Source organism: Stutzerimonas urumqiensis (assembly GCF_003640395.1).
Taxonomy (GTDB): domain Bacteria; phylum Pseudomonadota; class Gammaproteobacteria; order Pseudomonadales; family Pseudomonadaceae; genus Stutzerimonas; species Stutzerimonas urumqiensis.
In genome coordinates this window covers 432,031-456,308 of sequence record NZ_RBZQ01000004.1, presented here as the reverse complement: position 1 = coordinate 456,308, position 24,278 = coordinate 432,031, and the positions used below count along the sequence as shown (strand labels likewise).

Below are 24,278 nucleotides of genomic sequence, written 5' to 3'. Positions count from 1 at the left end.
GACCTGTCATCAGGATGGACCCTTGCCAGGGCTCGCCGTTGCGCAGGTCGACGGTCGTGGCCAGCCGGTGGTCTGATGTTGTGGCGCGGCGGGGCCTTCGTCTGTTGCTGGGCTTGATTCAGTCCCGCGGCTCGGTCACGCGCTCGATCGCTTCCCACGGCTGGCTGGCGTAGTAGCGCGCCAGCTGGTCGATCTGCTCGGGCGTCAGCCGCTGTGCGGCGCTGTGCATCACGTTGGCGTAATCGGTGCCGCCGCGGTGGCCGCTCTTGAACAGCTCCAGTTGCAGCGCCAGGTATTCGGCGTACTGGCCGGCGATGGCCGGGTAGGCCGGGTTGATCGGCCCTGACTTGGGGCCGTGGCAGTCGGTGCAGGACGGCACGCCGCGTTCGGCCGCGCCATGCTCGGCCAGGCGCAAGGCCTGCGCGAGCTCCGCCTCGTCGTATTCAACGGCTTCGTCGGCTTCGTCCGTAGCCGGCACCGTGGCGTCGGCCGGCAACTGGGCGTAGTGGCGCGCCAGCCGTTGCAGCACTTCGTCGTCGAGCCCGGCGGCGATCGGCTGCATGACGCCGCTCTTGCGCGCGCCGTTGGCGTAGGCGCGCAGGCTTTCGAGCAGGTAGGTCTCGCTCTGGCCGGCGAGCTTGGGGAAGGCGCCCGCGCCGCGACCGAGGCCTTCGGCGCCGTGGCAGCGCGCGCAGTCGGCGAGCACCGGGCCGAGCGGATCGCTGAGCGTGTCGAGCAGCGCCGACGAGCCGCCATCGCCCGGCGCGGGCGTCGGGCCGAACGCCAGCGCCTCGTATTCGGCCGGCGTCATCGTCGGCAACCGCTGGAGAAAGGCGACCATCGCCCAGACTTCATCCTTGCGCTCGTACGCCGGCCAGGCGGGCATGGCGGTGTACTTGAGGCCGTTGTGGACGATCCAGAACAGCTCGCTCGGGTCCCACTGCTCCAGATGATCGGGCAGGTAGGGAGGCGAGGGGATCATGTGCTGGACGATCAGCGAACGCGGCTTGCCCGGCGCGCCGTGGCAGGCGGCGCAGCCGGTTTCGTAATGGCCCGCGCCCTTGAGCACGAGCGTGCGATCGTCCAGCCGCGGCGGCTCGATGCCAATCGATTGGGTTTCGACCGCATTGCGCATGGCGAAGCCGAGGAACCAGCGTGTCACGGCCCAGTGCTCGGTGTGGGCGCTGACCGATACCAGCCCGGTCCAGGCGACGAATAGGGCGCCAAGCACCGTGGCGGTCAGGAGCCCGCCGAGCAGGGCGATCCCGCGCCACCACGAGCCGCCGGTCAGGCAGCGCAGGACGTGGCGGAAGTAGCCCGCGATCCGGCGCGGGAGCCGTTCAACCTGCCGAAGCAATGTCGTGCTCCTTTCGCAGCAATCCGGCGAGCAGATACAGCCCGCCGACCAGGTAGGAAACGCCGCCGAACACCAGCATCAGCACGCCGCCGAGGTGCTGGTCCTCGAGCGCAGTGAGGCCGAGCGGGGCGGGCGATGCATGGATGAACAGCGGCCGGCTGGCGGTGGCAAGCAAGACGCCGAGCAAGGTCATGTGCATCGACGTCAGCAGCAAGCCTCCGATCCCGGCCGGTGCGCGCTCGCGCCGGCTCGCCCGATCGCCGCCGAACGCGGAGAGCCAGAGCAGCAGGCCCACGGCCAGGTAGCTCGCCTGTTCCAGCGCGAGAAACAGCGTCGACTCGCGCGAGGCGTGATGCGCGGCGGGCGCATGCCAGCCCCAGACCACCACCAGCTCGACCAGCGAGGCCAGCACCGGCGCGAACAGCCAGGGCAGTCGCCGCGCTGGGTCGACGGTACTGCCGGCGATGCCGAGCGCGAACAGGGGCGCGGCCACGGCGATCACCAGCACGTGCATGGCCATGTGCGCGGCGAACGAGCCCTCGGCCATCATCGGCAGCGGGCCGACCCAGGCGGCAACCAGCGTCATCAGGCCGGCAAGCAGCGGCAGCGGGCGCATTAGGCGCAGCTCCGTATGAACACCGCCGACAGCGCCACGAAGATCGTCGCCACCGCGCTCAGCCCCGACAACAGCAGCGTCGCGTAGCCGAGGAAGCGGTAGCGGTCTTCGGAGCTGTCCTCGTTGTGCGGCGCGCTGCCCTCGCCATAACTGTGCTGGCGATAGCCGCGCCACGCGGTCAGGACGATGCCGACCAGCGCCACGACCGTGTAGGCGGCGATCAGCAGTCGCGCGTCGCCCAGCATGCCGTTGCGTCCGACCACCCGTGCGCACCAGATCGCCGCGGTCACGTAGCACAGCAGGAAGTGCACGGCCCAGATGGTTGGGCTGACGGTGATCAGCCAGAGCGACGCCCAGCGTGCGGCGGGCTTGTGCTGATCGTCGCTGTGTCGTTCGTCGTTGCGCTCGTTCATGCGACCCTCGGGAAGCCGGCGATCACCGCGACCGTGACGAGCACGGTGATCAGCATGAAGTGCCAGAACAGGCCAACGTTCTGCATGTCGATGTCGTGCACGGCGGTCATCCGGCCGGCCGCGCGACGGGCGATGCAATACAGCTGCATGATCAGCGCGATGCCGAAGTGGATCAGCGTCCACAGCACCAGCACCCATACCGTCGCCGGGTAGACGTGCGTGGTCGGGTCCAGGCCGCTCAGGTGCGGGCCGGCGAACAGTGCGGCGGCGGCGCCGACCGTCAATACCGGTGCCAGCCCCAGCGACAGGTAGAAACCGACGGCCGCGTCGCGCCGGTTCAGGTGCCGCGCCAGCAGCGTCAGCGCCCAGGAGCCGATCGCAAGGCCCGCCGCCAGCAGCGGCCAGGTCAGGCCGGGGCCGGGTAACGGGTCGGGCGGGAAGTCCTCATGCACCGTCCAGAAGAAGAAGTAGCCGAACACCAGGCTCGCAAAGGCGCTCATGTCGCCGATCATGGTGATGAACATTGCCCACCAGCCGACCGACTTCGGCCCGGACGCGTACAGCGGCAGCTTGAGCCCGAGGCCGACGTCTTTCTCGGGTTTCTCCGGAATCTGCGCCGTGCCGGTCCACAGCCAGGCGAGAATGACGACACCGGCGATCGCCGCGCTGACCAGCGCGGCGGTGTACAGCTTGTAGGTCGGCAGGATGAAGGCGCCGCCGGTGAACACCGCCGCCCATAGCGTGATCCAGGTGGGGCCGGGCACGCGCAGGCACTGGATCGGCCGGCTGTCGATGGTGCTGGTGATCAGCGTCTCGCGCTTGCCTTCCTCGGCGTCGGCCAGGTAGTAGCGCCCGGCGTCGACGTCGGCCATCAGGTTCGGCTGGTCCCACAGCGGGTAACGGCTTTTGATGATCGGAATCGAGCGGACGCCCCAATTGCGCGGCGGCATCTGCGCCAGCCATTCCAGCGTGCCGGCTCGCCAGGGGTTGCGCGGCGAGTCGGCCTGCTTGCCCTTGGGCCGCACCACGTCGAACAGCACCACCAGCACGCCGGCGGCGAAGACGAACGCGCCAACCGTCGAGACCATGTTGAGCACGTCGAAGCCCATGTCGGCCGGGTAGGTGTAGACCCGTCGCGGCATGCCCAGCAAGCCGGTGAAGTGCATCGGTAGGAAGGCGACGTTGAAGCCGATGAACATCAGCCAGAAGCCGATCTTGCCGAGCTTGTCCGAGAGCTGCTTGCCGTTGCGCAGCGGGAAGAAGTAGTAGATGCCCGCCGTGACCGGGAACAGCATCCCGCCGATCAGCACGTAGTGCAGGTGCGCGACGATGAAGTAGGTGTCGTGCGCCTGGAAGTCGAACGGCGCCACCGCCACCATCACGCCGGTCAGTCCACCGAGCACGAAGATCGCCAGCGCGCCGGAAACGAACAGCATCGGCGTCGACTTGGTGAAGCGCCCGGCCAGCGCCGTGGCCAGGAAGCAGAAGATCTGCACCCCGGTCGGAATCGCCACCGCCTCGGAGGCCGCCGAGAAAAACGCGAGCGAAATGCCCGGCATCCCGGTGGTGAACATGTGGTGCACCCAGAGGCCGAAGCTGATGAAGCCCGTGCCCACCGCCGCCAGCACGATCCAGCCGTAGCCGACGATCGGCCGCTGCGCCGCGGTCGGCACGATCATGGCCACGAGCGCGACCGCCGGCAGGAAGATGATGTAGACCTCCGGGTGGCCGAAGATCCAGAACAGGTGCTGCCACAGCAGCGGGTCGCCGCCGCGGGTGTGGTCGAAGAACGGCCAGTCGAAGGCCCGCTCCAGCTCGAACAGCAGGTCGCCGGCGATCAGCGGCGGAAAGGCGAACAGGATCATTCCCGCCACCACCAGGATGTACCAGGCGTAGAGCGGGATCAGGTTGATGCGCATGCCCGGTGGGCGCGTCTTGAGCACGCCGACGATCAGCTCCACCGCGGCGGCGATCGATGCGATCTCGATGAACGACAGGCCCAGCAGCCAGATGTCGGCGCCGATCCCTTCCTGGTAGGCCGTGGTCAGCGGCGGATACATGAACCAGCCGCCCTCCGGCGCGACACCGAAGAAGATTGATCCGCAGACGAACACGCCCCCGATCACGAAGCACCAGAAGCCATAGGCCGACAGCCGTGGGAAGGGCAGGTCGCGCGCACCGAGCAGCTGCGGCAGGATCAGGATCGAGAAGGCCTCGAAGATCGGCACGCCGAACAGGAACATCATCACCGAGCCATGCAGGGTGAAGATCTGGTTGTAGGTGCCGGCCGAGAGAAAGTCGTTCTCCGGCACGGCCAGCTGCGTGCGGATCAGCAGCGCCAGTACGCCAGCGAACAGAAAGAAGACGAAGGCGACCGTCGTGTACCACTGGCCTACTTCGGTGTTGTTCACCGCCGACCAATAGCGCCAGCCCTTGGGCGCCTGCCAGGGAATGGCAAGACGTGCCTCCTGCGCCTTTTGCCGTTCCAGATCGGCCGGGTCGTGGGGGTGCGCTGCGCTGTCGGTCATTCGAGTTCGCTCAGGTAGGTGGCCAGCGCGGCCAGTTCATCGTCGGGAAGCATGCCGTAGGCGGGCATCCGCACATCGGGCTTGATCCGGTCGGTATGGCCGATCCAGCGGACGAAGGCTTCGGTGGTATTCGGCAGGACGTCGGCGCCCAGCCCGAGGCGGCTGCCGACGTGGGTCAGGTCGGGGCCGAGGCGGCCGTCGGCCTCGGTACCGCGGATGGCGTGGCAGGCGCCGCATCCGTTGGCCAGGAAGGATTCGAGCCCGCGCTGTGCGATCTCGCTTCGTGGCGGCTGGGCCGGTTCTGCCTGGTGCGCAAGCCAGCGTTCGAAGGCGGCCGGCTCCATCACCACCACCTGGAAATTCATCAGCGCGTGGGCGGTGCCGCAGTATTCGGCACAGGCGCCGCGAAAGGTACCGAGCTGCGTGGGCTGGACGATCAGCTCGGTGGTGCGGCCCGGGATCATGTCGACCTTGCCGGCCAGCGACGGCACCCAGAAGGAATGGATGACGTCAGGGCTCAACAGATCGAACGCGACGCGCTCGCCCAGCGGCAGGCGGACTTCGTTGGCCAGTTCGATAGGGCCGCCGCCATCCGGCGAGGGATAGTGCACGCGCCACCACCATTGCTCGCCCGACACCTCGACGCGCATCCCGACGTCTTCCGGCGTGCGCAGCGCGGGAATCAGCATCAATCCGTAGATGAGTAGCGCACTGAGCACGACGGTCGGGAAGACCACGCCACCGCCGAGGATCAGCCAGCGCGAGGCGACGAGGCTGTGCTTGCCCCGGCTGAATCGCGTGACGTACGCCGCCAGCCCCAGCACCAGGGTCCAGATGACCGCCGATCCGCCGAGCATCCACCAGAACAGGTTGGCGATGCGCTCGGCACCGTCGCCGGCCGGTGCGAGCGCCGACTGCGGGCCGTCGCACCCCGCAAGGAGTATCGCTGTCGCGAGGAGCAGGCCGCTGCGCGGGGCGAGGACGGTTGGCTTCATGCGTTACCCGTGGTCCGTGACTAATGGTGTCCGACCGCCATCGGCCGAAAAAATTTACCGGTCGCCGGGTTTCTTTGCGCCACGGACGCCGACCGGCCGGTCGGATGCGCGGAACCTCTGGATTGACTCGTCGGTCAGGTTTGCATCCACACAGCCAGGAGAGCCCCATGACAGACCTTCGTACCCGCCGCGTCGAATACCGTTACCAGCAGGATCCGCGCGAGCATGTCATCCAGTCCGGTGAAGGCCCGCTGACGCCGGGCGAGGCGGCGCGCCAGCTCATCGAGCGGCATTTAGCCGACGCCGAGAACAACCTCGTGCTGCCCGAGCCGGATGCCACAGACGAAGAACTGCTGCGGCAGGCCGAGATACTGGGCATCACCGATATCCGGCTGTCCAAGGAGTGATTGGCCACAGAAAAATATCTGATATGTATACAAAGTAGTGGAAATCCGGTACTCATGCGTGCATCGACGTCACCTGCACAGGATGTGAGCCATGAAGTACCTGATTGCCGCCTTGTCCCTTCTCGCCAGCGTTTCCGCGTTCGCCCGGCCTATCGTGGTCGGGGTCGAACAGGCGTCGTTCCTTCCGCATTACAGCGTTGACGAGCAGGGGCGTTACCACGGCTATGCACGTGACGTGCTGGACCTGTTCGCCGCGGTTGAAGGGGTGGAGCTGACCTTTCGACCCATGCCCGCCGAGGCGCTGCTGCCGGCGTTGCTGGCCGGCGAGATCGATCTGAAGTACCCCGACAACGCGAGCTGGGCGAGCGACGCCAAGGCCGGCCACAGCCTGCACTACAGCCTGCCGGTGGCCGACTACGTCGACGGCGTGCTGGTGGCGCCACGCCGGCTCGGCCTGGGTGCCGACCAGCTCAAGCGGCTCGCCGTGGTCGATGGCTGGACGCCGCGCGGCTACGAGGCGGCGCTGTCGTCCGGGCAGACGTTGCTGGTGCCCGGTGAGGACATCGAACAGATGATTCGCCAGGCATTGCTCAAGGACACCGACGGCGCCTATTACAACGTGGTCGTGGCGACGTATTACCTCGACAACATCCGCGCCCGGCCGGGTGCCCTGGTGTTCGATCCGGACCTGCCGCACACGCGCTCGACCTATCACCTGTCGACCGTGCGCCATCCGGAACTGGTCGCCGCCTTCAACCGCTTCCTGAGCGAGAACGCGGCCTCGGTCGAGCAGCTCAAGACGCGCCACGGCCTCCAGGTCGACCCGGCGTACCTGGGCATGGAGCAGTGGAAGGTCGATTTCCTCGAGCGCCAGAAGGCGCGCCAGGCCGGCGAGCCGGCCTCTTGAGGCAGTGCGAGGCCGCCGGTCGCCGCGTTGCGTCATGTGATGGCGATGCCTGCGAACCGCGCCGGTGCACGCCGGTCTGTTGAGGGAAGATCCGCCTCGAACCGGGGCGGGTCGGCAGCCGGGTGCAGGCACCCTCAAGGACTTTCCCATGAGCGAGAAAATCGTCACCAGCGGCAATGGCTTCTACGTCTACGAATGCTGGCAGGACGCGTCGATGAGCGACCCGTACTACGAAGTGCGCCAGGCCGGTGAGGTGGTCAAGCGCTGCGACCAGCTCACCGAGGCCAAGGAGTACGTCCACTACGGGACGCGCCCCGAGCACAACTACGACGACTGACGGCGGGGCGTCACGCCGGCTCGCCGACCTGGATCACCAGCTTGCCGAAGTTCTTGCCTTCGAGCAGGCCGATGAAGGCTTGCGGCGCGTTTTCCAACCCTTTGACGATCTGCTCGCGGTACTTGATCCGGCCTTCGGCGTACCAGGCGCTCATGTCGCGGTAGAACTCGTCGTAGCGGTGCCCGTAGTCGTTCCAGATGATGAAGCCCTGCATGCGCAGGCGCTTGCGCAGGATGAGGCCTTCGAGCATCGGCAGGCGGTCCGGCCCATCGGGCAGCGAGGTGGCATTGTAGTGCGCGATCACGCCGCAGACGGGGATGCGTGCACGGGCGTTGAGCAAGGGCATCACCGCATCGAACACCTTGCCGCCGACGTTCTCGTAATAAATGTCGATCCCCTGGGGGCAGGCCTGCGCCAGTGCCTGGGCAAGGTCGTCGCGGTGATGATCGAGGCAGGCGTCGAAGCCGAGCGTCTCGACCGCATGACGGCACTTTTCCTCGCCACCGGCGATCCCCACCACGCGGCAGCCCTTGAGCTTGCCGATCTGCCCGACCGTGGCGCCGACCGGACCGGTCGCGGCGGCCACCACCAGCGTCTCGCCCGTCTGTGGCGCGCCGATGTCCAGCAGGCCCATGTACGCCGTGAAGCCCGGCATGCCGAGGATACCGAGCGCATGCGAGGGGTGCGCCATGTCGTCGGCGAGCTTCTGCAAGCCCTGACCGTCCGACAGCGCATAGTCCTGCCAGCCGGTGTAAGCCAGCACCCAGTCGCCCTCGCGGTAGTCGGGATGACGCGACTGCGCGACCCGGCACACGGTCGCGCCGCACATCACGTCATCGACCGCGACCGGCTCGGCGTAGGAGGGGGCGTCGCTCATGCGGCCGCGCATGTACGGATCGAGCGACAGGTAGACGGTGCGCAGCAGCACCTGGCCGTCGGCGGGCGTCGGCACGGGGGCGGTTTCGAGCCGGAAGTTCTCTGGCGTGGGCGCACCCTGTGGTCGCGCGGCGAGACGGATGCTGCGGTTGGTGTCGGTTGTCTGGCTCATGTGGGCTCCTTCGGAGGGATGGGCTGGGGTCAGAGCGGAGCGGGCGGGAAGGGCACGTCCCGACCGAGCAGTACCTTGTCGAGAAACTGGCGGGTGCGTTCCAGCACGCCGTCCGGGAAATCACCGTGGCCTGCATCCGGCACGGTGATGAAGTAGCTGGGCACGCCGGCCTTGCGCAGCGCGCGGTCCAGTCGCACGGCCTGCTGGTAGGGCACGGCGGCGTCTTCGGTGCCGTGGAAGGTCAGCACCGGCGGATCGTTCGCGCTGATCCAGCTGATCGGCGAGGCCGCCCTGGCGAGCGCCGGCACCTCGACCACCGGTGCGCCGAGCAACCTCGCCTCCGGGCCGTCGGGGCTGTCGCGCGTGCCGTAACCCGGTTGGCCCGCCAGCGCCGGGATCGCGACGATGCCGTAGAAGTTGAGCACCGCCTGGACCTCGGTGCCGAACGCATCATGCGGTCCGAGGCTGCCGGCAAGCGTCGGTTCGTCGCCGGTCAGGCCGAGCATCAGCGCGAGGTGACCTCCGGCACTGTGGCCCCACACGGCGATCCTTTGCGCGTCCAGCCCATAGCGATCGGCGTTGGCCTTGACCCAGCGCACCGCCGCCTTGGCGTCGTGCAGTTGGGCCGGCCAGCTCGCCTCGTCGGTGAGTCGGTACCCGACCGACACGCCGGCGAAATCTCCGCTGGCGACGAAGCGCGGCAAGTGGGCGGCGCCGGCGCCCTTGTTGCCCTGCCACCAGGCGCCGCCATGCAGGTAGATCAGCACCGGCAGCGCCGCTTCGGAGCGGTCGCGCGGCCGGTAGAGGTCGAGCTGCTGGCGAGGGTTGTCGGTGCCGGCGTAGGGCAGGTCGCGGAGGATGTCTATCCGAGTCGCCTGCGCGTCAGAACGCTCTGACGCCGAGGCTACCGCCAGGCTGGCACTGGCCAATAGGAGGGCGACAGCCCATAGGCCATGCCAGACGTGGCGATATAGCCGGTCGTAGACATTGCGACGCATCGAAAACCCACTCCTTGCTTTATGGCGCACCAGACGTTGACCGCGCCAAGTCAAGGTCGATCCACGATCGCGGCGTCTCCGGTTGGCAGGCGCTCGAGCATGTCCAGCGACAGCAGGGTCGCGGCCAGGCTGGCGCGGGAAAACTCGCCCAGGTGCACGCCCAGGCGTCGGCCGTCGGCGTCGTAGAACAGGGTGGTCGGCAGGGCATGCGAGCCGACCGCCTGGCCGAGCTGCGAATCGGCGTCCAGCAGCAGGTTATCCAGCGCCAGGCCTTCCTTGGCCAGGTAGGCCTGGACGGTCTGCGGCGGTTCGCCCTCGTTGACGAACAGGAAGGTCACCTCGGGCGCACGCCGCTGGAATTCGGCGAGCACCGGCATTTCGCGTCGACACGGCGGGCACCAGGTCGCCCACAGGTTGATTACCAGGGGTTTGCCCAGGTGGTCCTCCAGTTCGACAGGCACGCCCTGCGCGTCATGCAGCACCAGCGGCGGCAGGCGGTTGTCCGACTCGCTCGTATGCCAGAGGTAGCTCGCGCCGACCCAGGCGGCCAGGCCGATGGTCAGTCCCGCGCCGAGCGGTCTGCGCAGACGCGGCCGCCGCCACGACCACCACCCGGCCAGCGCCAGCGCCGCGAGGATGCCCGGCCAGGGCACGAAGCCGCCGTCACGAATGTCCAGCACCTGCCAGGGTGCGCTCTCGTATTCCTCCGCATACGCCAGGACGAAGACGAGGCGGGCGATGACCACCGCGACCACGAGCAGGGCGAACAGCCGACCCTCCGGGTTGACGCCTTGCGCGCGGCCGAGCCACCAGCCAACCGCGACGGCCAGCAACAGGCTGCCGAGCAGGATCGCCTGCGGTACGCCCAGCGCCAGCGGGCCGAGGTCCAGGCTCAGCATGAGCCACCTGCCGGGCGGCATCCGGGGTGGCGAGGCAGCGAGTGTTCGGGTGATGGCATGAGGGCGTTCCTGAGCGTTGTGATGGCGGCTTGAGTCGTCGATAGCCGTGCAGGTTCAACATCGTCGCCCCGCGAGCGTGCCCTAAGAATGGGACAGCCGAACGGCGCGTGCACCTTTGTGGATCGAAGGCGCCCGGCGTGATGGCCTTGGCGAAGCGCACTCAGTCGGTGCGGCAGGCATGCCCTGCTCGGTCTGGAGCCCAGCTGACACGCGGCTTTGCGGCATGCGACCCGTTTTGATCGCGCTGATCGAGCGTGTTGGCACGCCGCCTGCAAAAGCCCTGGCGTCCCTGTGGTCAACGGCGATCACGACAGGACGAACGCGATGCCGACTGCACGGCCGCGACACGAACACCAGGCAAAGGCGCCTGGAGCCACTCGATGGCTCCGGGCGCCTTTTTTTTGGCCGGCAGACAACCGCACGGCCGTTTGCACAGAGGTACAGGCATGAACTCCATCGTCACCCCGATCAAGAGCGAACGATTGGTCATCGTCGGCAACGGCATGGTCGGCCATCACTGCGTCGAGCAGCTGGTCGAGCGCCTGCTCGGGCGTGGCACCCTGGGGCTGCACGAGATTCACGTCTACGGCGAAGAGCGCCAGCGCGCCTACGACCGTGTGCACCTCTCCGAATACTTCGGTGGCCGCGACGCCGAGTCGCTCGCCCTGTGCGAGGCCGACTACTACGCCCGCCACGGCGTGCAGGCGCACCTTGGCGTGCAGGTGATCGACATCGATCGCGACCGCCGCGAAGTGATCACCACCGCGGGCCGCCAACCCTACGACCGGCTGATCCTGGCGACCGGCTCCTATCCCTTCGTGCCGCCGATCGCCGGCGCCGAAGGCAATGCGCGGCTGGTCTACCGCACCCTGGATGATCTCGATGGCATCCGCGCCGCCGCGGCCGGCGCCCGTCGCGGCGTGGTGGTCGGCGGTGGACTGCTCGGGCTGGAAGCGGCCAACGCGCTCAAGTCGCTGGGCCTCGAAGCCCACGTGGTCGAGTTCGCCCCACGGCTGATGCCGGTGCAGCTCGACGAGCAGGGCGGCGCGGCGCTGAAGGCGCGCATCGAGGCGCTGGGCGTCGGCGTGCACCTGTCGCGCGCCACCCAGGAGATCATCGTCGGCGAGGAATACGCCTACCGGATGGCTTTCCAGGACGGCGACTTCCTCGAGACCGATCTGATCGTCTTCTCCGCCGGCATCCGCCCGCAGGACGCGCTCGCCCGCCGCTGCGGGCTGGACGTCGGCGCCCGCGGCGGCGTGGTGGTCGACAACGACTGCCGCACCTCGGACCCGGCGATCTTCGCCATCGGCGAATGCGCGGCCTGGAACGGCAGCGTGTTCGGCCTGGTCGCGCCGGGCTACACCATGGCCCGCACGGTCGCCGCGCAGCTGGCCGGCGAGGCGCACACGCCGTTCACTGGTGCCGACATGTCGACGAAGCTCAAGCTGCTCGGTGTGGATGTCGGCTCGATCGGCGACGCCCACGGTGCCACGCCCGGCAGCAAGAGCTATCGCTTCATCGACGAGGCCACCGCGAGCTACCGCCGGCTGGTGGTCTCGCCGGACGGCAAGACCGTGATCGGCGCCGTGCTGGTCGGCGACAACAGCTACTACGACACCCTGCTGCAATACGCGCAGAACGGCATCAAGCTGCCGGCCGAGCCGTCGGGGCTGATCCTGCCGGCGGGCGAGGGCGCCCCGGCGCTGGGTGCCGATGCGCTGCCCGACACGGCGACCATCTGCTCCTGCCACAACGTCAGCAAGGGCGCGGTGTGCTGCCAGATCGACGCGGGTGTGACCGACCTCGGCGAGCTGAAGGCCGCGACCAAGGCCGGCACCGGCTGCGGCGGCTGCTCGGCGCTGCTCAAGCAGGTCTTCGAACACGAACTGGCGGCGCGGGGCGTGGCCGTCGACAAGAGCCTCTGCGAACACTTCGCCTACACCCGCCAGGAGCTGTACGGCATCGTCCGCGTCGAGGGCATCCAGACCTTCGAGGCGCTGCTCGCCAAGCACGGCCGCGGGCATGTCGGCTGCGATATCTGCAAGCCGGCGGTGGGCTCGATCCTCGCCTCCTGCTGGAACAAGCCGATCACCGACCCGCTGCTGATCCCGCTGCAGGACACCAACGACACCTTCATGGCGAACATGCAGAAGAACGGCACCTACTCCATCGTGCCGCGCATCGCCGGTGGGGAAATCACCCCGGACAAGCTGATCGTGCTCGGCCAGGTGGCGAAGAAATACGACCTCTACACCAAGATCACCGGCGGCCAGCGCATCGACCTGTTCGGGGCCCAGCTGCATGAGCTGCCGGACATCTGGGGCGAGCTGATCGACGCCGGCTTCGAGACGGGCCATGCCTACGGCAAGAGCCTGCGCACGGTGAAGTCCTGCGTCGGCAGCACCTGGTGCCGCTATGGCGTGCAGGACAGCGTCGGCATGGCGCTGCGCCTGGAAGACCGCTACAAGGGCCTGCGCTCGCCGCACAAGATTAAGTTCGGCGTCTCCGGCTGCACCCGCGAATGCGCCGAGGCGCAGAGCAAGGACATCGGCGTGATCGCCACCGACAAGGGCTGGAACCTCTACGTGGCCGGCAACGGCGGCATGCGCCCGCGCCACGCCGAGCTGCTGGCCACCGACCTCGATGACGAGACGCTGGTGCGCACCATCGACCGCTTCCTGATGTTCTACGTGCGCACCGCCGACAAGTTGCAGCGCACCTCGGTCTGGCGCGAGTCGCTCGAAGGCGGGCTGGACTACCTCAAGGACGTGATCGTCCACGACAGCCTGGGCCTTGGCGCCGAGCTCGAAGCCCAGATGCAGCTGGTCGTCGACCGTTACGAATGCGAGTGGGCCAACGCCCTCAAGGACCCGGAAAAGCTCAAGCGCTTCCGCACCTTCGTCAACGACGAGCGCGGTGACCCGGATGTTCATTTCGTCAAGGAGCGCGGCCAGCGTCGGCCGGTACGCGCCTCCGAACTTCACCTGATTCCCGTAGCCGAGGAGGCCCTCTGATGAGCCAGTCCAACACCCTTCGTGTGCAACCCCTCGAAACCGTAACCTGGCGCGCCCTGTGCAGCCGCCAGGACCTGGTCGCTCATTCCGGCGTGGTGGCCTGGCTAGACGGCGAGCAGGTGGCGCTGTTCCACCTGCCCGATACCGAGACCGGCGATCAGGTGTTCGCCATCGCCAACAAGGACCCGAAGTCAGGCGCCAACGTCATCGGCCGCGGCATCGTCGGGCAACTCAAGGGCGACCTGGTGATCGCCTCGCCGCTGTACAAGCAGCACTTCCGGCTGGCTGACGGCACCTGCCTGGAGTACCCCGAGCAGCGCCTGCGCGTCTGGCCGGCGCGGCTCAACGGCGACGCGGTGGAGATTGCCCACTGAGCAGGGCGTTAGGCGGCCCGGTCCAGCCGCCAGCGTGCTGGCGATTGCCGCGACGCCAATGCCCGAAAGCCAGACGAGCCCGCTTGTAGGGTGGGCTTCAGCCCACCAGGCATCACCATCGTTACCGGTGGGCCGAAGCCCACCCTGCCGGGTTGGCAGGCTGTGTTGCCTGGCGCACCCGCACGCTCCGCCAGCTCCGCACCCGCACGAGACAAATACGCCTGACCGGCCCAACCGGTCGGGTCCTTGATCGCCCATACAGAGAAATGGAAATGTCCTACCTGATCCCAGCGGAATTCGTCACCAAGATGGTGGATGCCGGCGAATCGAAGATCTTCATGTCGACCCGCGACACCCTGATCCGCGCCTACATGGCCGGCGCCATCCTCGCACTGGCCGCGGTGTTCGCCATCGCCATCTCGGTGCAGACCGGCTCGCCGTTGCTCGGCGCGGTGCTGTTCCCGGTCGGCTTCGTGATGCTCTACCTGATGGGCTTCGACCTGCTGACCGGGGTCTTCGTCCTGGCGCCGCTGGCGCTGCTCGACCGGCGTCCCGGCGTCACCCCGGCCGGCGTGCTGCGGACCTTCGCCATGGTGTTCGTCGGCAACTTCGCCGGCGCGCTGACCGTGGCGTTCATGATGGCGTTCGTCTTCACCACCGGGTTTTCCACCGATCCGGGCGTGCTCGGCGAGAAGATCTCGCACATCGGCGAGGCGCGCACGCTGGGCTACGCCGAGTACGGCCTGGCCGGCTGGCTGACCATCTTCCTGCGCGGCATGCTCTGCAACTGGATGGTTTCGATGGGCGTGGTCGGCGCGATGATCTCCACCACCGTCGGCGGCAAGACCATCGCCATGTGGATGCCGGTGATGCTGTTCTTCTACATGGGCTTCGAGCATTCGGTGGTGAACATGTTCCTGTTCCCCTCGGCGATGATCATGGGCGGCAATTTCTCGGTCATGGATTACATGCTCTGGAATGAAATCCCCACGGCGCTCGGCAACCTGGTCGGCGGCCTGGCCTTCACCGGGCTGACGCTCTACACCACCCACGTGCGCACCGCGCCGAAGCGCTCCTTCAACTGACGGAGACCGCCCAGCCCCCGGCGCGCCAGCGACCGGGGGCTCGCGCGCACCCACCCATGCCCAGCCAACTCGCCATCAGCCTCGGCCAGCATTCGGACAAGGGGCGCAAAGCGCTCAACCAGGATTTCCACGGTGCGCTGACCCCGCGGGAGCCGCAGCTCAGCGCGAAGGGCATCGCCGTCGCCCTCGCCGACGGGATCAGCAGCAGCAACGTCAGCCATATCGCCAGCCAGGCGAGCGTGGGTGGCTTCCTGCAGGACTATTTCTCGACCTCTGAAACCTGGTCGGTGAAGAAGTCCGCCCAGCGCGTGCTGGTGGCGACCAACGCCTGGCTGCACGCGCAGACGCGTCAGAGCCAGTACCGCTACGACCGCGAGCGGGGCTATGTCTGCACCTTCAGCGCGCTGGTGCTCAAGTCGACCACGGCGCACCTCTTTCATGTCGGCGATGCGCGCATCTACCGGTTGCGCGCTGGCGCGCTCGAACAGCTCACGCAGGACCATCGCGTTTGGGTCGCCCAGGACACCAGTTACCTCGGTCGTGCGCTCGGCATCAATCCGCACCTGGAGATCGACTACCAGTGTGTGCCGCTCGAGCGCGGCGATGCGTTCGTGCTGGCGACCGATGGCGTCTACGAATTCCTCGAAGCGCGGACGATGGCCGAGCTGATCGCCGCACACGCGCATGACCTGGACAGCGCCGCGCGCGCGCTCGTCGAACAGGCGTACGCCAACGGCAGCGACGACAACCTCACCGTGCAGGTGCTGCGCATCGACGATCTGCCGGAGCAGGGCGCCGGTGAGCTGATCCAGCAACTCACCGAGCTGCCGTTGCCTCCGATGCTCGAACCGCGCGCCCGGTTCGACGGCTATACGATCGTGCGCGGCTTGCATAGCAGCAGCCGCAGCCATGTCTACCTCGCGCGCGATGACGACACCGGGCAGACGGTGGTGCTGAAGACGCCATCGCTGGACCTCCAGCACGATCGCACCTACCTGGAGCGCTTCCTGACCGAGGAATGGATCGCGCGGCGCATCGACAGCCCGCATGTGCTCAGGCCGTGCATGGCGTCGCGCCGGCGGCACTACCTCTACACCGTCACCGAATGGGTGGAAGGGCAGACCCTGGCCCAGTGGATGATCGACCATCCGCACCCGGAGCTGGAGACGGTCCGTGGCATCGTCGAACAGATCGCCCGCGGGCTGCGCGCGTTCCACCGGCTGGAAATGCTCCACCAGGACCTGCGCCCGAACAACGTCATGATCGATGGGACGGGAACGGTGAAGATCATCGACTTCGGCTCGGCGCGTGTGGCCGGGCTGATGGAAATCGGCCCGCAGCCGCTTGGCGAGGACATCCTCGGTACCGCCCAGTACACCGCGCCGGAGTACTTTCTGGGCGAGCGCGGAACGCCCCGCTCGGACCTCTTCTCGCTGGCCGTCATCACCTACCAGATGCTCTGCGGCAGCCTGCCGTATGGCGCCGACGTGGCCAGGGCGCGGACCCGTGCGCAGCAGGCGCGCCTGCACTATCGCCCGCTGCGCGATGCCGATCGCGCCATTCCCGCCTGGATCGACGACGTGCTGCAAAAGGCGTTGCAGCCCGACCCCAACAAGCGCCAGGTCGATTTGTCCGAATTCGTTTACGACCTGCGGCACCCGAGCCAGACCTTCCTCGACCGGACGCGCCCACCGCTGATGGAGCGCAATCCGGCCGCCTTCTGGCGCGGGGTGTCGCTGGTGCTGGCGGTCGTCGTGGTGGTGTTGCTGCTGCGCTAGGTCGGGCTTGCGTCAGAACAGCGGTTGGACGAACAGGTGATACGCCCAGGCTGCCTGGTGGGCTATGGCGATGAGCCAGAAGGTGGCCTGGTAAGAAATCTTTCGCGTCTTGTGGCGGTACAGCCACTGCGCGACCAGCCCACCGGGCCACCCACCGCACAGCTCGACCAGATGCAGCTGGCTTTCCGGTACACGCCATCGGTTGCGTTCGGCGCAGCGCTTGTCGTGGCCGTACAGCAGGAGCGCCAGCATGCTGGCCACGCCGTAGGCGATCAGCGGCCAGGGCATGCCGCTGTCAACAGCGCGCCAACTACCTGCGATGGGCAGCACTAGAAGCAGCAGCAACAGAACCGCGCCGCCGAGCGGCAGCCCGCGGTGGCGGGTCCGCATGGCCGCGGTGCGCGGCTTGGGCCGTGCGGCCGCTGGCTTGGACGCTGCGGCCTGGGCCGGTCTGGTTTTACGTCGGATGGCGGGTTGATCGAGCGTCATTGGCGCGTCGAGCCTGACATGCGTGGCGCGCAGCCGGCCCTTGTCGTCCTTGCCGGCCAGGTAGAGCACGGCATCGCCAGCGCTGGGTCGACGGTCGCCACGCATCGCTGAGATATGCGCGAAGACGTCGTGGCCGCCGCGCTCGGGCCGGATGAAGCCGAAGCCCTTGTCGTCGTGCCAGGTTCTGAGCTGTCCGCGTTGTTCCATGTCGCGCCACCGGGAGGGAAGGGTGCGCATTCTAGCGGCGGCCGGGCACGTCGCGAAGTCGGTGCAGGCGGCACTGCCTGGCATCCTGACGGCCGTTCGGCAAAGGGCGTGGCCTGGCAATGGGCGCCGACGCTGCTACCCTCCTTACGTTAACGTAAAGCACGCTGCCTCCCGCCGTGCCGACCCTCAGAACAAGCCCAAGACAGAGGACCCCATGAGCCGACCGAGCTATACCTGCGGACCGCAAGACAAGCCCCTGCTGGCGATGACCATCGGCGAAGCCTTCGATCGCACCGTTGCCCGTTTCGCCGACCGCGAGGCGCTGGTGGTGCGCCATCAGGACCTTCGCTACAGCTGGGCGCAGCTCGCCGAACAGGTCGATCGCTGCGCCCGTGCCCTGCTGGCCATCGGCATGCAGCCGGGCGAGCGGCTCGGCATCTGGGCGCCGAACCGCGCCGAGTGGTGCATCGCCCAGTTCGCCAGCGCCAAGGTCGGGGTGATCCTGGTGAACGTCAACCCGGCGTATCGGCTGTCGGAACTGGAATACGCACTCAAGCAATCCGGCTGCCGCTGGCTGATCTGCGCCGATGCGTTCAAGACGTCCGATTACCACGCCATGCTGGCCGAGCTGCTGCCGGAACTGCCCGCGAGCGAGCCCGGCGAGCTGCACAGCGCGGCCTTGCCGGAGCTGCGTGGCGTCATCAGCCTGGGCGAGCAGCCGGCGCCGGGCATGCTGGGCTGGACAGCGCTGCTGGCGCGGGGCGAGGCCGTCTCGTCCGAACAGCTCCAGGCATGCAGCGCGGCGCTGCAGTTCGACGAGCCGATCAACATCCAGTACACCTCCGGCACCACGGGCTTTCCCAAGGGGGCCACGCTCAGCCACTACAACATCCTCAACAACGGCTACATGGTCGGCGAAAGCATGGGCCTGACGGAGACCGACCGGCTGGTGATCCCGGTGCCCCTCTACCACTGCTTCGGCATGGTGATGGGCAACCTCGGCTGCCTGACCCACGGCGCCACCATGATCTACCCGGGCGCCGCCTTCGAGCCGCTGGCGACCCTGCATGCGGTCGCCGAAGAGCGCGCCACCGCGCTGTACGGTGTTCCGACCATGTTCATCGCCATGCTCGATCAGCCCGAGCGCACGGAGCTGGACCTGACCTCGCTGCGCACCGGCATCATGGCCGGCTCGATCTGCCCGATCGAAGTGATGAAGCGCGTCATCGCCGAGATGCACATGAGCGAGGTGCAGATCGCCTACGGCATGACCGAGACCAGCCCCGTCTCGACCCAGACCGGCCCGGACGACGACCTCGAGCGCCGCGTGACCAGCGTCGGCCGTACCCAGCCGCAGCTCGAGAGCAAGATCGTCGACGAGCAGGGCCGCATCGTGCCGCGCGGGCAGATCGGCGAACTCTGCACGCGCGGCTACAGCGTGATGCTCGGCTACTGGAACAACCCGGAAGCGACGGCCCAGGCGATCGACCGCGCGCGCTGGATGCACACCGGCGACCTCGCCGTGATGGATGACGAGGGCTACGTGAAGATCGTCGGGCGCAACAAGGACATGATCATTCGCGGCGGGGAGAACATCTATCCGCGCGAGATCGAGGAATTTCTTTATGCCCACCCGTGCGTCGCGGATGTGCAGGTCATCGGCATTCCGTGCAGCAAGTACGGCGAAGAGATCGTCGCCTGGGTCAAGTGCCATCCCGGCCATCCGTGCGACGAGGCGCAGCTGCGCGACTACTGCGCCGGCAAGATCGCGCACTTCAAGGTGCCGCGGCATTTCAAGTTCGTCGACGAATTCCCGATGACCATCAGCGGCAAGGTGCAGAAATTCCGCATGCGCGAAATCAGCGCGGCGGAACTGTGCGAGGAGGGCGCCAGCGCCTGACGCACCGGCGCGGCGCTCAGCGAATGGGCGTCGCCAGGCCGGCCTCGCTGGTCAGCACGGCGCCGCCGGAGACCGCCTCGGTGGGTTCGCCGAGACCGAGCTGGCGGGCGAGCGCGGCGGAGAAGGCCTGCGCGGCGGACCAGCGCAAGTGGATGGCGTCGATGAACGCGGTTTTCGGCGCCTGCCATTGCTGGTCGGCGTTCCAGTAGCGCGCCGTCGTCCCGCCGAGGGCCTGCAGGATGCGCGCGTCATAGTCGGCGATGAAGCTGCCGTCGGGGTCGACGAGCGTCTTCCATTCCGGGTGCAGCGGCGTCGAGACGACCGTGAGCTGCCGGCCTTCGCGGTCCAGCGTGTCGGCCATGTCGGCGAGCGCGGCGAAGCAGGCGCCATCCAGCGGTTCGGGCGTGCCGTAGAACAGCCCGCGGTCGTTGTCGCTGACCAGCGGGCCGTCGCCGTGACGGTTGAACACCAGCGGGTCCCATTCGATCAGCCCGGCGCGCTGATCGCTGACCTTGAGCGCGTTGCGGGTGAGCGAGATGGGCGCGAAGTAGCGCAGGTAGTACAGCCACGGCGAGGCGTCCTGATAGACGTAGCGATCGGCGTCATCACGATCGAACACCGCGTCGCGCTCACGCCAGCAGCCGGCGAGATCCAGCGGATCGACCACCATGACCACCTGCCGCACGGTCGGCTGGCGGTCGAGCAGCCACTCGGTGACATAGGCGGTCTGGTCGACATGCAGACCGCAGAAGGCGCCGTTCATGGGGCGGGTGCCGGGCGCGGCGGCCACCAGCGCATCGCCGTCGACATGCCGCCAGGCGACCGACGAGCCGACCACCAGGAGCGTCGGGTCCACGATCGGGTTGTTGCGCAGGAAGTTGAGCTTTTCGTCGACGCACAGGCTGTTGGAAAAGGCCGGCGGCGGCAGGTTGCCGGTGGCCCGCAGACCCAGCAGCACCAGCACGAACGCCGCCATCGCGGCCAGCAGGCCGGCGACCACCGCGGTCAGATACCCGGCGAAGCCTGCCCGTGCGAGGCCGGTTTCGTCGCCTTGCGCGGCCTGCTCGTCCGCACTCACGCCTGCCATGCGCATCATGGGATCACCTGCCTTCGAGCTTGGCGCCTATCAATTGAGCGAAGTGGCCGACGTTGTGCAGCGATTCCAGCTCGGCCGTGCGGAACTTGACGCCGAAGCGCTGCTCGGCGGCGACGATCAGGATGACGTGGGTCTGGCTGTCCCAGCCGTCGATGTCGTCGGCGGTGGTGTCGGGGCTCAGCGTCAGCTCGTCCTCGTCGAACACGTCGCGAAAGACCTCGGTGAGCCGTTCCATGATGTCTGCCTGAGTCATGCGTCCTTTACCTCGATGAAGTGGGAAGTGGGCTGGTGGGTGTCCAGGCGGTAGCGCCAGAAGGTGGCGTCCGCGGTCGCGCCGGCGGGCGTCGGCCGCTGCCCGAAGCCCAGGCGCGGGTAGTGCTCGGCCACCATGCCGTTACGTGCGGTGGGTCGGTATTCGCCGACCAGCGCGCGGTAGCCGGCGGCCTGCGCGGCGCGGGCCAGGACGTCGAGCGCGGCGTCTTCGACCTGACGCCCGAGCACGCGGCAGCTCATCAGCCAGCTGTCGATCAGCACCTCGCCGGGCTCCAGCGCCGGGTCGGGTCGCGCCAGCAACACGCCGATCAGGCCGTTGTCGCCGAACTTGTCTTTCAGGCGCAGCGCCAGCGCGAGGCTGCCAGGGGCGTTGGCGAGACGTTCGACTTCCGCCTCGCTGTAGCGGCGCGTGGTGAGGTTGAACTGGTTGGTCTTGTTGATCAGCTGGGTCGCGCGGGCCCGCTCGGCCTCGCCGATGCGGCTGATCTCCAGCCGCATCTCCAGGCCGCGCAGATAGCCTTCCATGTCGGTCGCCTGGCTGAGCGCCGCCTTGCGTTCGGCGTTGGCCGCGTAGCTGCGGCCGCGACCGAGGTCATCGGCGGTGAAGGACACGGCCTCGAAGTACCCGGCCGCCGCCACCCGCGCGGGGTAATCGGCGACGTCGTCCGGCAGCTCGGGCACCGCCACCTGCGGCAGCTCGCGCCGGACGATGTCGCGCTCGGCTGGGTTGTCGTCGACGAACACCAGCGCGTCCAGGCCGATGTCCAGCATCGCCGCGATACGCCGCAGGTTGCCGGCCTTGTCGTCCCAGTTGGCGACGAAGGCGGCGATGTCGGCGCGGGCGATGGCCATCTCGGGATGACCGAATGCCGCTTCGGCGACGGCGTGGTCGTTCTTGCTGCACACCGCGAGGATGATGCCGCGGCGGGCGAGGAGGGCGGCGTAGTGCTGGAACGCCAGGAACGCCTCGCCCGTCGCCGAACCCTGGCCGAGCCTGATGCCGTCGATGCCATCGTCGCCCACCACGCCGCCCCATAGCGTGTTGTCGAGGTCGAGCACCAGGCACTTGCGCGACAGCCCGACCCCGGCCGCGAGGATCCGCGCCAGGTGGTCGCCGTACAGCGGCGCCAGCTCCGGGCTGACCAGCTGCTTGGCCTGGTGCCAGCGCACCGGGTCGGCGAGCCCCGCGCCATAACTGCCTTGGGCGGCGTGCCAGGCCAGGTCCAGCAGCAGCACCCCGTCTGCGGCCGCGGCCTGGCGGATAGCGTCGTTCAGTCGCTGAGTCAGGGCAAAGGGCGAGGCGGGCACATGGGCCTCGAAGGAGCCGAACAGCGGCGGATCGACCGGCACCAGCGTCTGCTGGATGATCTGCGCGGCATGGCGCTCGCGGGCCCGACGCCACAGCTGGCGCAGCTCCCCGACGCGGTCGTCGATGGCGGCGACCACCTCGGCCTCGCTGGCATCGAGCGGCAGTTGCAGCGGTGCGTCGCGGGCGTCCAGCGCCAGCACGACCACCTGCGGCGCGAAGTCGGCCAGCGCGCGGTCGTCGCTCAGCAACGCCTGCCGATACAGCCCGTAAGGTGCGACGTAGAGCGACAGCGCCAGCCGTCGCCCGAGACCGGCCACCCGTACGGCGGGCAGCAGGTGATCGACCGTATGCGAGGAAAGCACCGCCACCCGCAGGCTCGTCAGGCCCAGCGTGGCAGTCTGAGCGGGTTCACCCTGTCCTTCGGTCGCGAGTCGGTCGATGCGGGCGGTCTGGGTGAAGTCGCGGCGATAGCCTGACAGGGTCAGCGCGCGAGCCAGTCGCTCGGCCGGGTCGGTGATCCGCTTGGCGTCACTCAACGCCTCGCCGAGGCCTGGGTGGGGCGGGAGCCAGAGTAGCTGTTCCATCGCGTGCTCCTTGTCGATCAGAACTGGAAGTAGAGGAACTCCGTGGGCGCGACCGAAAAGGCCAGCGCCAGTGCGAAAAAGCCCAGCAGGCCGATTCCGAACCCGATCGCCGGCGCCGGCTGCCAGCCGGTGAAGGGCATCCAGCGCTCGAGCCAGTGCGGGTGAACGTGGGCATCGAGCGCGATGGCGAAGCGATTCATCCACTGCTGCAGGTTCGGCGCGGTCCAGACGAAGCCGAGCAGGAAGGCGAGGGTCAGGAAGTCGGATTTGTCGAAGTGGGTGCTGTGCTCGCTGAGGCCGATCATCCCTGCAAGCAGTGCGAGCGCCGCCGGCACGTCTGCGGCGCGGAAGAACACCATCGCCACCACGACGCAGAGAAAGGTCAGGCCAACCGCTGCGATCACGTGTGCGGGGTTGTCGCTGTCGACCCTCCAGCCCTGGCGAACCTTGTAGGCGCGCCAGCCATGCGCGACCACCAGATAGAGGCCGTGCAGCAGCCCGAACACCACGAACTGCCAGCCGGCGCCGTGCCAGACGCCGGAGACGAACATGGTGAACAACGTGGGGTAGGCGACCAGGGCGATGAAGGTGCCGACGGTCATCTTGCCGCGACGTGCCTGCGGCTTGCCGGCCGCCATGCGGGCGCGGGTGATGCGCAGCACGATCGGGTTGTAGAGGTAGGCCGTGAGGAAGCGCGTCAGCGTCATGTGCCAGCGATTCCAGTAGTCGATGACGTTGCGGGCCTTGAACGGGCTGTTGAAGTTGGCTGGCAGGCGGACGCCGAACATCAATCCCAGGCCGATGGCCATGTCGCTGTAGCCGGAAAAGTCGAAGTAGATCTGCAGCGTGTAGGCGAGCGCGCCGGTCCAGGCGTCGTAAAGGGCCGGCACCGTGCCGTCGGCGGCCACGGCAAAGATCGGCGAGGCCTTCTGCCCCAGCGGATCGGCGATGACCACCTTCTTGAACAGGCCCAGCAAAAACACCGTGACACCCAGCGCCAGGTAGTCGAGGCGCAGTCGGAAGCGGTCGCGATCGTTGAACTGGCGCAGCATCTCGCCGTGGTGCGTGATGGGGCCGGCGATCAGCTGCGGGAAGAAGGTGATGAACAGGCAGTAATGGACGAAGTCATGCTCCTTCACGGCGCCGTCGTGCGCATCGACGAGATAGGCGATCTGCTGGAAGGTGAAGAAGGAAATGGCCAGCGGCAGGATGATGTCGTCCACCTGCAGCCCGACGCCGAAGGCATCGTCCAGCGTGGCGAAGAGAAACCCGGTGTATTTGTAGTAGCCCAGCAGGGCGACGTTGGCGCCGATCGCCAGCAGCAGAAACCGGCGAGACGGCTGCCGGGCGAGGTAGCCGCCGGCCAGGTAGTTGAAGAGCATGCTGCCGACCAGCAGCGGCACGTAGGCGGGGTTCCACCAGCCGTAGAAGACCAGCGAAGCGAGTGTCAGCCAGATCGCCGCAAGGCGCGCATGCCCTCGGCGGGAAAAGAGGAAAAAACCAAGCAGCACCACCGGAAGGAACCCGGCGATGAAAATCGCGGAATTGAAGAGCATCGTCCTGACTCCCTGACCCATCCATAGCAAGTCGCGGTCAGGCCC

At 67.8% G+C, this 24,278-nt stretch carries 21 protein-coding genes; 8 read left to right on the top strand and 13 right to left on the bottom strand.

Going from position 1 to position 24,278, the window contains the following annotated elements; translation table 11 throughout:
• Nucleotides 1–118: 118 nt before the first annotated feature.
• Genes D7325_RS10540 through coxB form a run of 5 tightly spaced genes read right to left on the bottom strand, consistent with a single transcriptional unit; the run spans nucleotide 119 to nucleotide 5,909 of the window.
• A complete protein-coding gene (locus D7325_RS10540) occupies nucleotides 119–1,357 on the bottom strand; it encodes a c-type cytochrome (RefSeq protein WP_218565180.1) in 1,239 nt (412 codons plus the stop codon).
• Nucleotides 1,341–1,973 carry a cytochrome c oxidase assembly protein gene (locus tag D7325_RS10535; protein ID WP_120995514.1) on the bottom strand — a complete coding sequence of 211 codons (633 nt, stop codon included), beginning with the start codon at nucleotides 1,971–1,973 and terminating at the stop codon, nucleotides 1,341–1,343. The genes D7325_RS10540 and D7325_RS10535 overlap by 17 nt, the downstream gene beginning before the upstream one ends.
• Nucleotides 1,973–2,386, bottom strand: a complete 414-nt coding sequence (locus D7325_RS10530; protein ID WP_218565179.1) for a hypothetical protein — start codon at nucleotides 2,384–2,386, stop codon at nucleotides 1,973–1,975. Before D7325_RS10530 ends, D7325_RS10535 begins: the two co-directional genes overlap by 1 nt.
• On the bottom strand, nucleotides 2,383–4,914 hold the full coding sequence (gene ctaD, locus D7325_RS10525; RefSeq protein WP_120995513.1) for a cytochrome c oxidase subunit I: 2,532 nt from the start codon (nucleotides 4,912–4,914) through the stop codon (nucleotides 2,383–2,385). Before ctaD ends, D7325_RS10530 begins: the two co-directional genes overlap by 4 nt.
• Nucleotides 4,911–5,909 carry a cytochrome c oxidase subunit II gene (gene coxB / locus D7325_RS10520; protein ID WP_120995512.1) on the bottom strand — a complete coding sequence of 333 codons (999 nt, stop codon included), beginning with the start codon at nucleotides 5,907–5,909 and terminating at the stop codon, nucleotides 4,911–4,913. Before coxB ends, ctaD begins: the two co-directional genes overlap by 4 nt.
• Nucleotides 5,910–6,076: 167 nt before the next feature.
• On the opposite strand from coxB, the gene D7325_RS10515 reads away from it, so the two are divergent.
• The 3 genes from D7325_RS10515 (at nucleotide 6,077) to D7325_RS10505 (ending at nucleotide 7,560) form a co-directional block, all read left to right on the top strand.
• Nucleotides 6,077–6,316 carry a hypothetical protein gene (locus D7325_RS10515; RefSeq protein WP_120995511.1) on the top strand — a complete coding sequence of 80 codons (240 nt, stop codon included), beginning with the start codon at nucleotides 6,077–6,079 and terminating at the stop codon, nucleotides 6,314–6,316.
• A 91-nt stretch (nucleotides 6,317–6,407) separates the two neighbouring features.
• A complete protein-coding gene (locus D7325_RS10510) occupies nucleotides 6,408–7,223 on the top strand; it encodes a substrate-binding periplasmic protein (protein ID WP_120995510.1) in 816 nt (271 codons plus the stop codon).
• Between the two features lie 148 nt (nucleotides 7,224–7,371).
• Nucleotides 7,372–7,560, top strand: coding sequence for a hypothetical protein (locus D7325_RS10505; protein WP_120995509.1), 189 nt, complete (start codon nucleotides 7,372–7,374; stop codon nucleotides 7,558–7,560).
• 10 nt (nucleotides 7,561–7,570) lie between these two features.
• Here the strand turns inward: D7325_RS10505 and D7325_RS10500 are convergent, their stop codons facing one another.
• From D7325_RS10500 to D7325_RS10490, 3 genes are read right to left on the bottom strand one after another with little or no spacing between them, the layout of a single operon-like run.
• Nucleotides 7,571–8,608: an NADP-dependent oxidoreductase gene (locus tag D7325_RS10500; protein WP_120995508.1), complete on the bottom strand. Its 1,038-nt coding sequence runs from the start codon at nucleotides 8,606–8,608 to the stop codon at nucleotides 7,571–7,573.
• A 29-nt stretch (nucleotides 8,609–8,637) separates the two neighbouring features.
• On the bottom strand, nucleotides 8,638–9,606 hold the full coding sequence (locus D7325_RS10495; protein WP_120995507.1) for an alpha/beta hydrolase: 969 nt from the start codon (nucleotides 9,604–9,606) through the stop codon (nucleotides 8,638–8,640).
• Nucleotides 9,607–9,656: 50 nt separating this feature from the next.
• A complete protein-coding gene (locus D7325_RS10490; protein ID WP_120995506.1) occupies nucleotides 9,657–10,505 on the bottom strand; it encodes a TlpA disulfide reductase family protein in 849 nt (282 codons plus the stop codon).
• A gap of 506 nt (nucleotides 10,506–11,011) precedes the next feature.
• Here D7325_RS10490 and nirB point away from each other — a divergent pair.
• From nirB to D7325_RS10470, 4 genes are all read left to right on the top strand, one after another.
• Nucleotides 11,012–13,582, top strand: coding sequence for a nitrite reductase large subunit NirB (nirB, locus tag D7325_RS10485; protein ID WP_120995505.1), 2,571 nt, complete (start codon nucleotides 11,012–11,014; stop codon nucleotides 13,580–13,582).
• Nucleotides 13,582–13,956 carry a nitrite reductase small subunit NirD gene (gene nirD / locus D7325_RS10480; RefSeq protein ID WP_120995504.1) on the top strand — a complete coding sequence of 125 codons (375 nt, stop codon included), beginning with the start codon at nucleotides 13,582–13,584 and terminating at the stop codon, nucleotides 13,954–13,956. The genes nirB and nirD overlap by 1 nt, the downstream gene beginning before the upstream one ends.
• A gap of 272 nt (nucleotides 13,957–14,228) precedes the next feature.
• Nucleotides 14,229–15,041 (top strand): formate/nitrite transporter family protein, encoded by an 813-nt coding sequence (locus D7325_RS10475; RefSeq protein WP_120995503.1) that lies wholly within the window; start codon nucleotides 14,229–14,231, stop codon nucleotides 15,039–15,041.
• A gap of 56 nt (nucleotides 15,042–15,097) precedes the next feature.
• Nucleotides 15,098–16,819: a bifunctional protein-serine/threonine kinase/phosphatase gene (locus D7325_RS10470; protein WP_120995502.1), complete on the top strand. Its 1,722-nt coding sequence runs from the start codon at nucleotides 15,098–15,100 to the stop codon at nucleotides 16,817–16,819.
• 12 nt (nucleotides 16,820–16,831) lie between these two features.
• Here D7325_RS10470 and D7325_RS10465 read toward each other — a convergent pair whose 3' ends face one another.
• On the bottom strand, nucleotides 16,832–17,515 hold the full coding sequence (locus D7325_RS10465) for a DUF1294 domain-containing protein (RefSeq protein ID WP_120995501.1): 684 nt from the start codon (nucleotides 17,513–17,515) through the stop codon (nucleotides 16,832–16,834).
• Between the two features lie 214 nt (nucleotides 17,516–17,729).
• Between D7325_RS10465 and D7325_RS10460 the strand changes: the two genes are divergently transcribed.
• A complete protein-coding gene (locus D7325_RS10460; protein ID WP_120995500.1) occupies nucleotides 17,730–19,415 on the top strand; it encodes an AMP-binding protein in 1,686 nt (561 codons plus the stop codon).
• A gap of 16 nt (nucleotides 19,416–19,431) precedes the next feature.
• Here the strand turns inward: D7325_RS10460 and D7325_RS10455 are convergent, their stop codons facing one another.
• The 4 genes from D7325_RS10455 to D7325_RS10440 are packed head-to-tail and all read right to left on the bottom strand — an operon-like array spanning nucleotide 19,432 to nucleotide 24,233.
• A complete protein-coding gene (locus D7325_RS10455) occupies nucleotides 19,432–20,511 on the bottom strand; it encodes a hypothetical protein (RefSeq protein WP_425452285.1) in 1,080 nt (359 codons plus the stop codon).
• A 4-nt stretch (nucleotides 20,512–20,515) separates the two neighbouring features.
• Entirely contained in the window at nucleotides 20,516–20,764 is a 249-nt protein-coding gene (locus D7325_RS10450; protein ID WP_120995499.1) for an acyl carrier protein, read from the bottom strand.
• Nucleotides 20,761–22,677, bottom strand: coding sequence for an HAD-IIIC family phosphatase (locus D7325_RS10445; protein WP_120995498.1), 1,917 nt, complete (start codon nucleotides 22,675–22,677; stop codon nucleotides 20,761–20,763). Before D7325_RS10445 ends, D7325_RS10450 begins: the two co-directional genes overlap by 4 nt.
• 17 nt (nucleotides 22,678–22,694) lie before the next feature.
• The gene (locus tag D7325_RS10440) at nucleotides 22,695–24,233 is read right to left on the bottom strand and encodes an MBOAT family O-acyltransferase (RefSeq protein ID WP_120995497.1); all 1,539 of its coding nucleotides are present in this window, start codon (nucleotides 24,231–24,233) and stop codon (nucleotides 22,695–22,697) included.
• Nucleotides 24,234–24,278 lie beyond the last annotated feature (45 nt).

Excerpts from the sequence above, each read along its gene's own strand:
- D7325_RS10470 (WP_120995502.1), top strand. The coding sequence starts at position 15,098 with ATGCCCAGCCAACTCGCCATCAGCCTCGGCCAGCATTCGGACAAGGGG.
- D7325_RS10460 (WP_120995500.1), top strand. The coding sequence starts at position 17,730 with ATGAGCCGACCGAGCTATACCTGCGGACCGCAAGACAAGCCCCTGCTG.
- D7325_RS10500 (WP_120995508.1), bottom strand. The coding sequence starts at position 8,608 with ATGAGCCAGACAACCGACACCAACCGCAGCATCCGTCTCGCCGCGCGA.
- D7325_RS10515 (WP_120995511.1), top strand. The coding sequence starts at position 6,077 with ATGACAGACCTTCGTACCCGCCGCGTCGAATACCGTTACCAGCAGGAT.
- D7325_RS10440 (WP_120995497.1), bottom strand. The coding sequence starts at position 24,233 with ATGCTCTTCAATTCCGCGATTTTCATCGCCGGGTTCCTTCCGGTGGTG.
- ctaD (WP_120995513.1), bottom strand. The coding sequence starts at position 4,914 with ATGACCGACAGCGCAGCGCACCCCCACGACCCGGCCGATCTGGAACGG.
- D7325_RS10510 (WP_120995510.1), top strand. The coding sequence starts at position 6,408 with ATGAAGTACCTGATTGCCGCCTTGTCCCTTCTCGCCAGCGTTTCCGCG.
- nirB (WP_120995505.1), top strand. The coding sequence starts at position 11,012 with ATGAACTCCATCGTCACCCCGATCAAGAGCGAACGATTGGTCATCGTC.
- D7325_RS10505 (WP_120995509.1), top strand. The coding sequence starts at position 7,372 with ATGAGCGAGAAAATCGTCACCAGCGGCAATGGCTTCTACGTCTACGAA.
- D7325_RS10445 (WP_120995498.1), bottom strand. The coding sequence starts at position 22,677 with ATGGAACAGCTACTCTGGCTCCCGCCCCACCCAGGCCTCGGCGAGGCG.
- D7325_RS10535 (WP_120995514.1), bottom strand. The coding sequence starts at position 1,973 with ATGCGCCCGCTGCCGCTGCTTGCCGGCCTGATGACGCTGGTTGCCGCC.
- D7325_RS10475 (WP_120995503.1), top strand. The coding sequence starts at position 14,229 with ATGTCCTACCTGATCCCAGCGGAATTCGTCACCAAGATGGTGGATGCC.
- D7325_RS10455 (WP_425452285.1), bottom strand. The coding sequence starts at position 20,511 with ATGATGCGCATGGCAGGCGTGAGTGCGGACGAGCAGGCCGCGCAAGGC.
- D7325_RS10450 (WP_120995499.1), bottom strand. The coding sequence starts at position 20,764 with ATGACTCAGGCAGACATCATGGAACGGCTCACCGAGGTCTTTCGCGAC.
- D7325_RS10495 (WP_120995507.1), bottom strand. The coding sequence starts at position 9,606 with ATGCGTCGCAATGTCTACGACCGGCTATATCGCCACGTCTGGCATGGC.
- nirD (WP_120995504.1), top strand. The coding sequence starts at position 13,582 with ATGAGCCAGTCCAACACCCTTCGTGTGCAACCCCTCGAAACCGTAACC.
- D7325_RS10530 (WP_218565179.1), bottom strand. The coding sequence starts at position 2,386 with ATGAACGAGCGCAACGACGAACGACACAGCGACGATCAGCACAAGCCC.
- D7325_RS10490 (WP_120995506.1), bottom strand. The coding sequence starts at position 10,505 with ATGCTGAGCCTGGACCTCGGCCCGCTGGCGCTGGGCGTACCGCAGGCG.
- coxB (WP_120995512.1), bottom strand. The coding sequence starts at position 5,909 with ATGAAGCCAACCGTCCTCGCCCCGCGCAGCGGCCTGCTCCTCGCGACA.
- D7325_RS10465 (WP_120995501.1), bottom strand. The coding sequence starts at position 17,515 with ATGGAACAACGCGGACAGCTCAGAACCTGGCACGACGACAAGGGCTTC.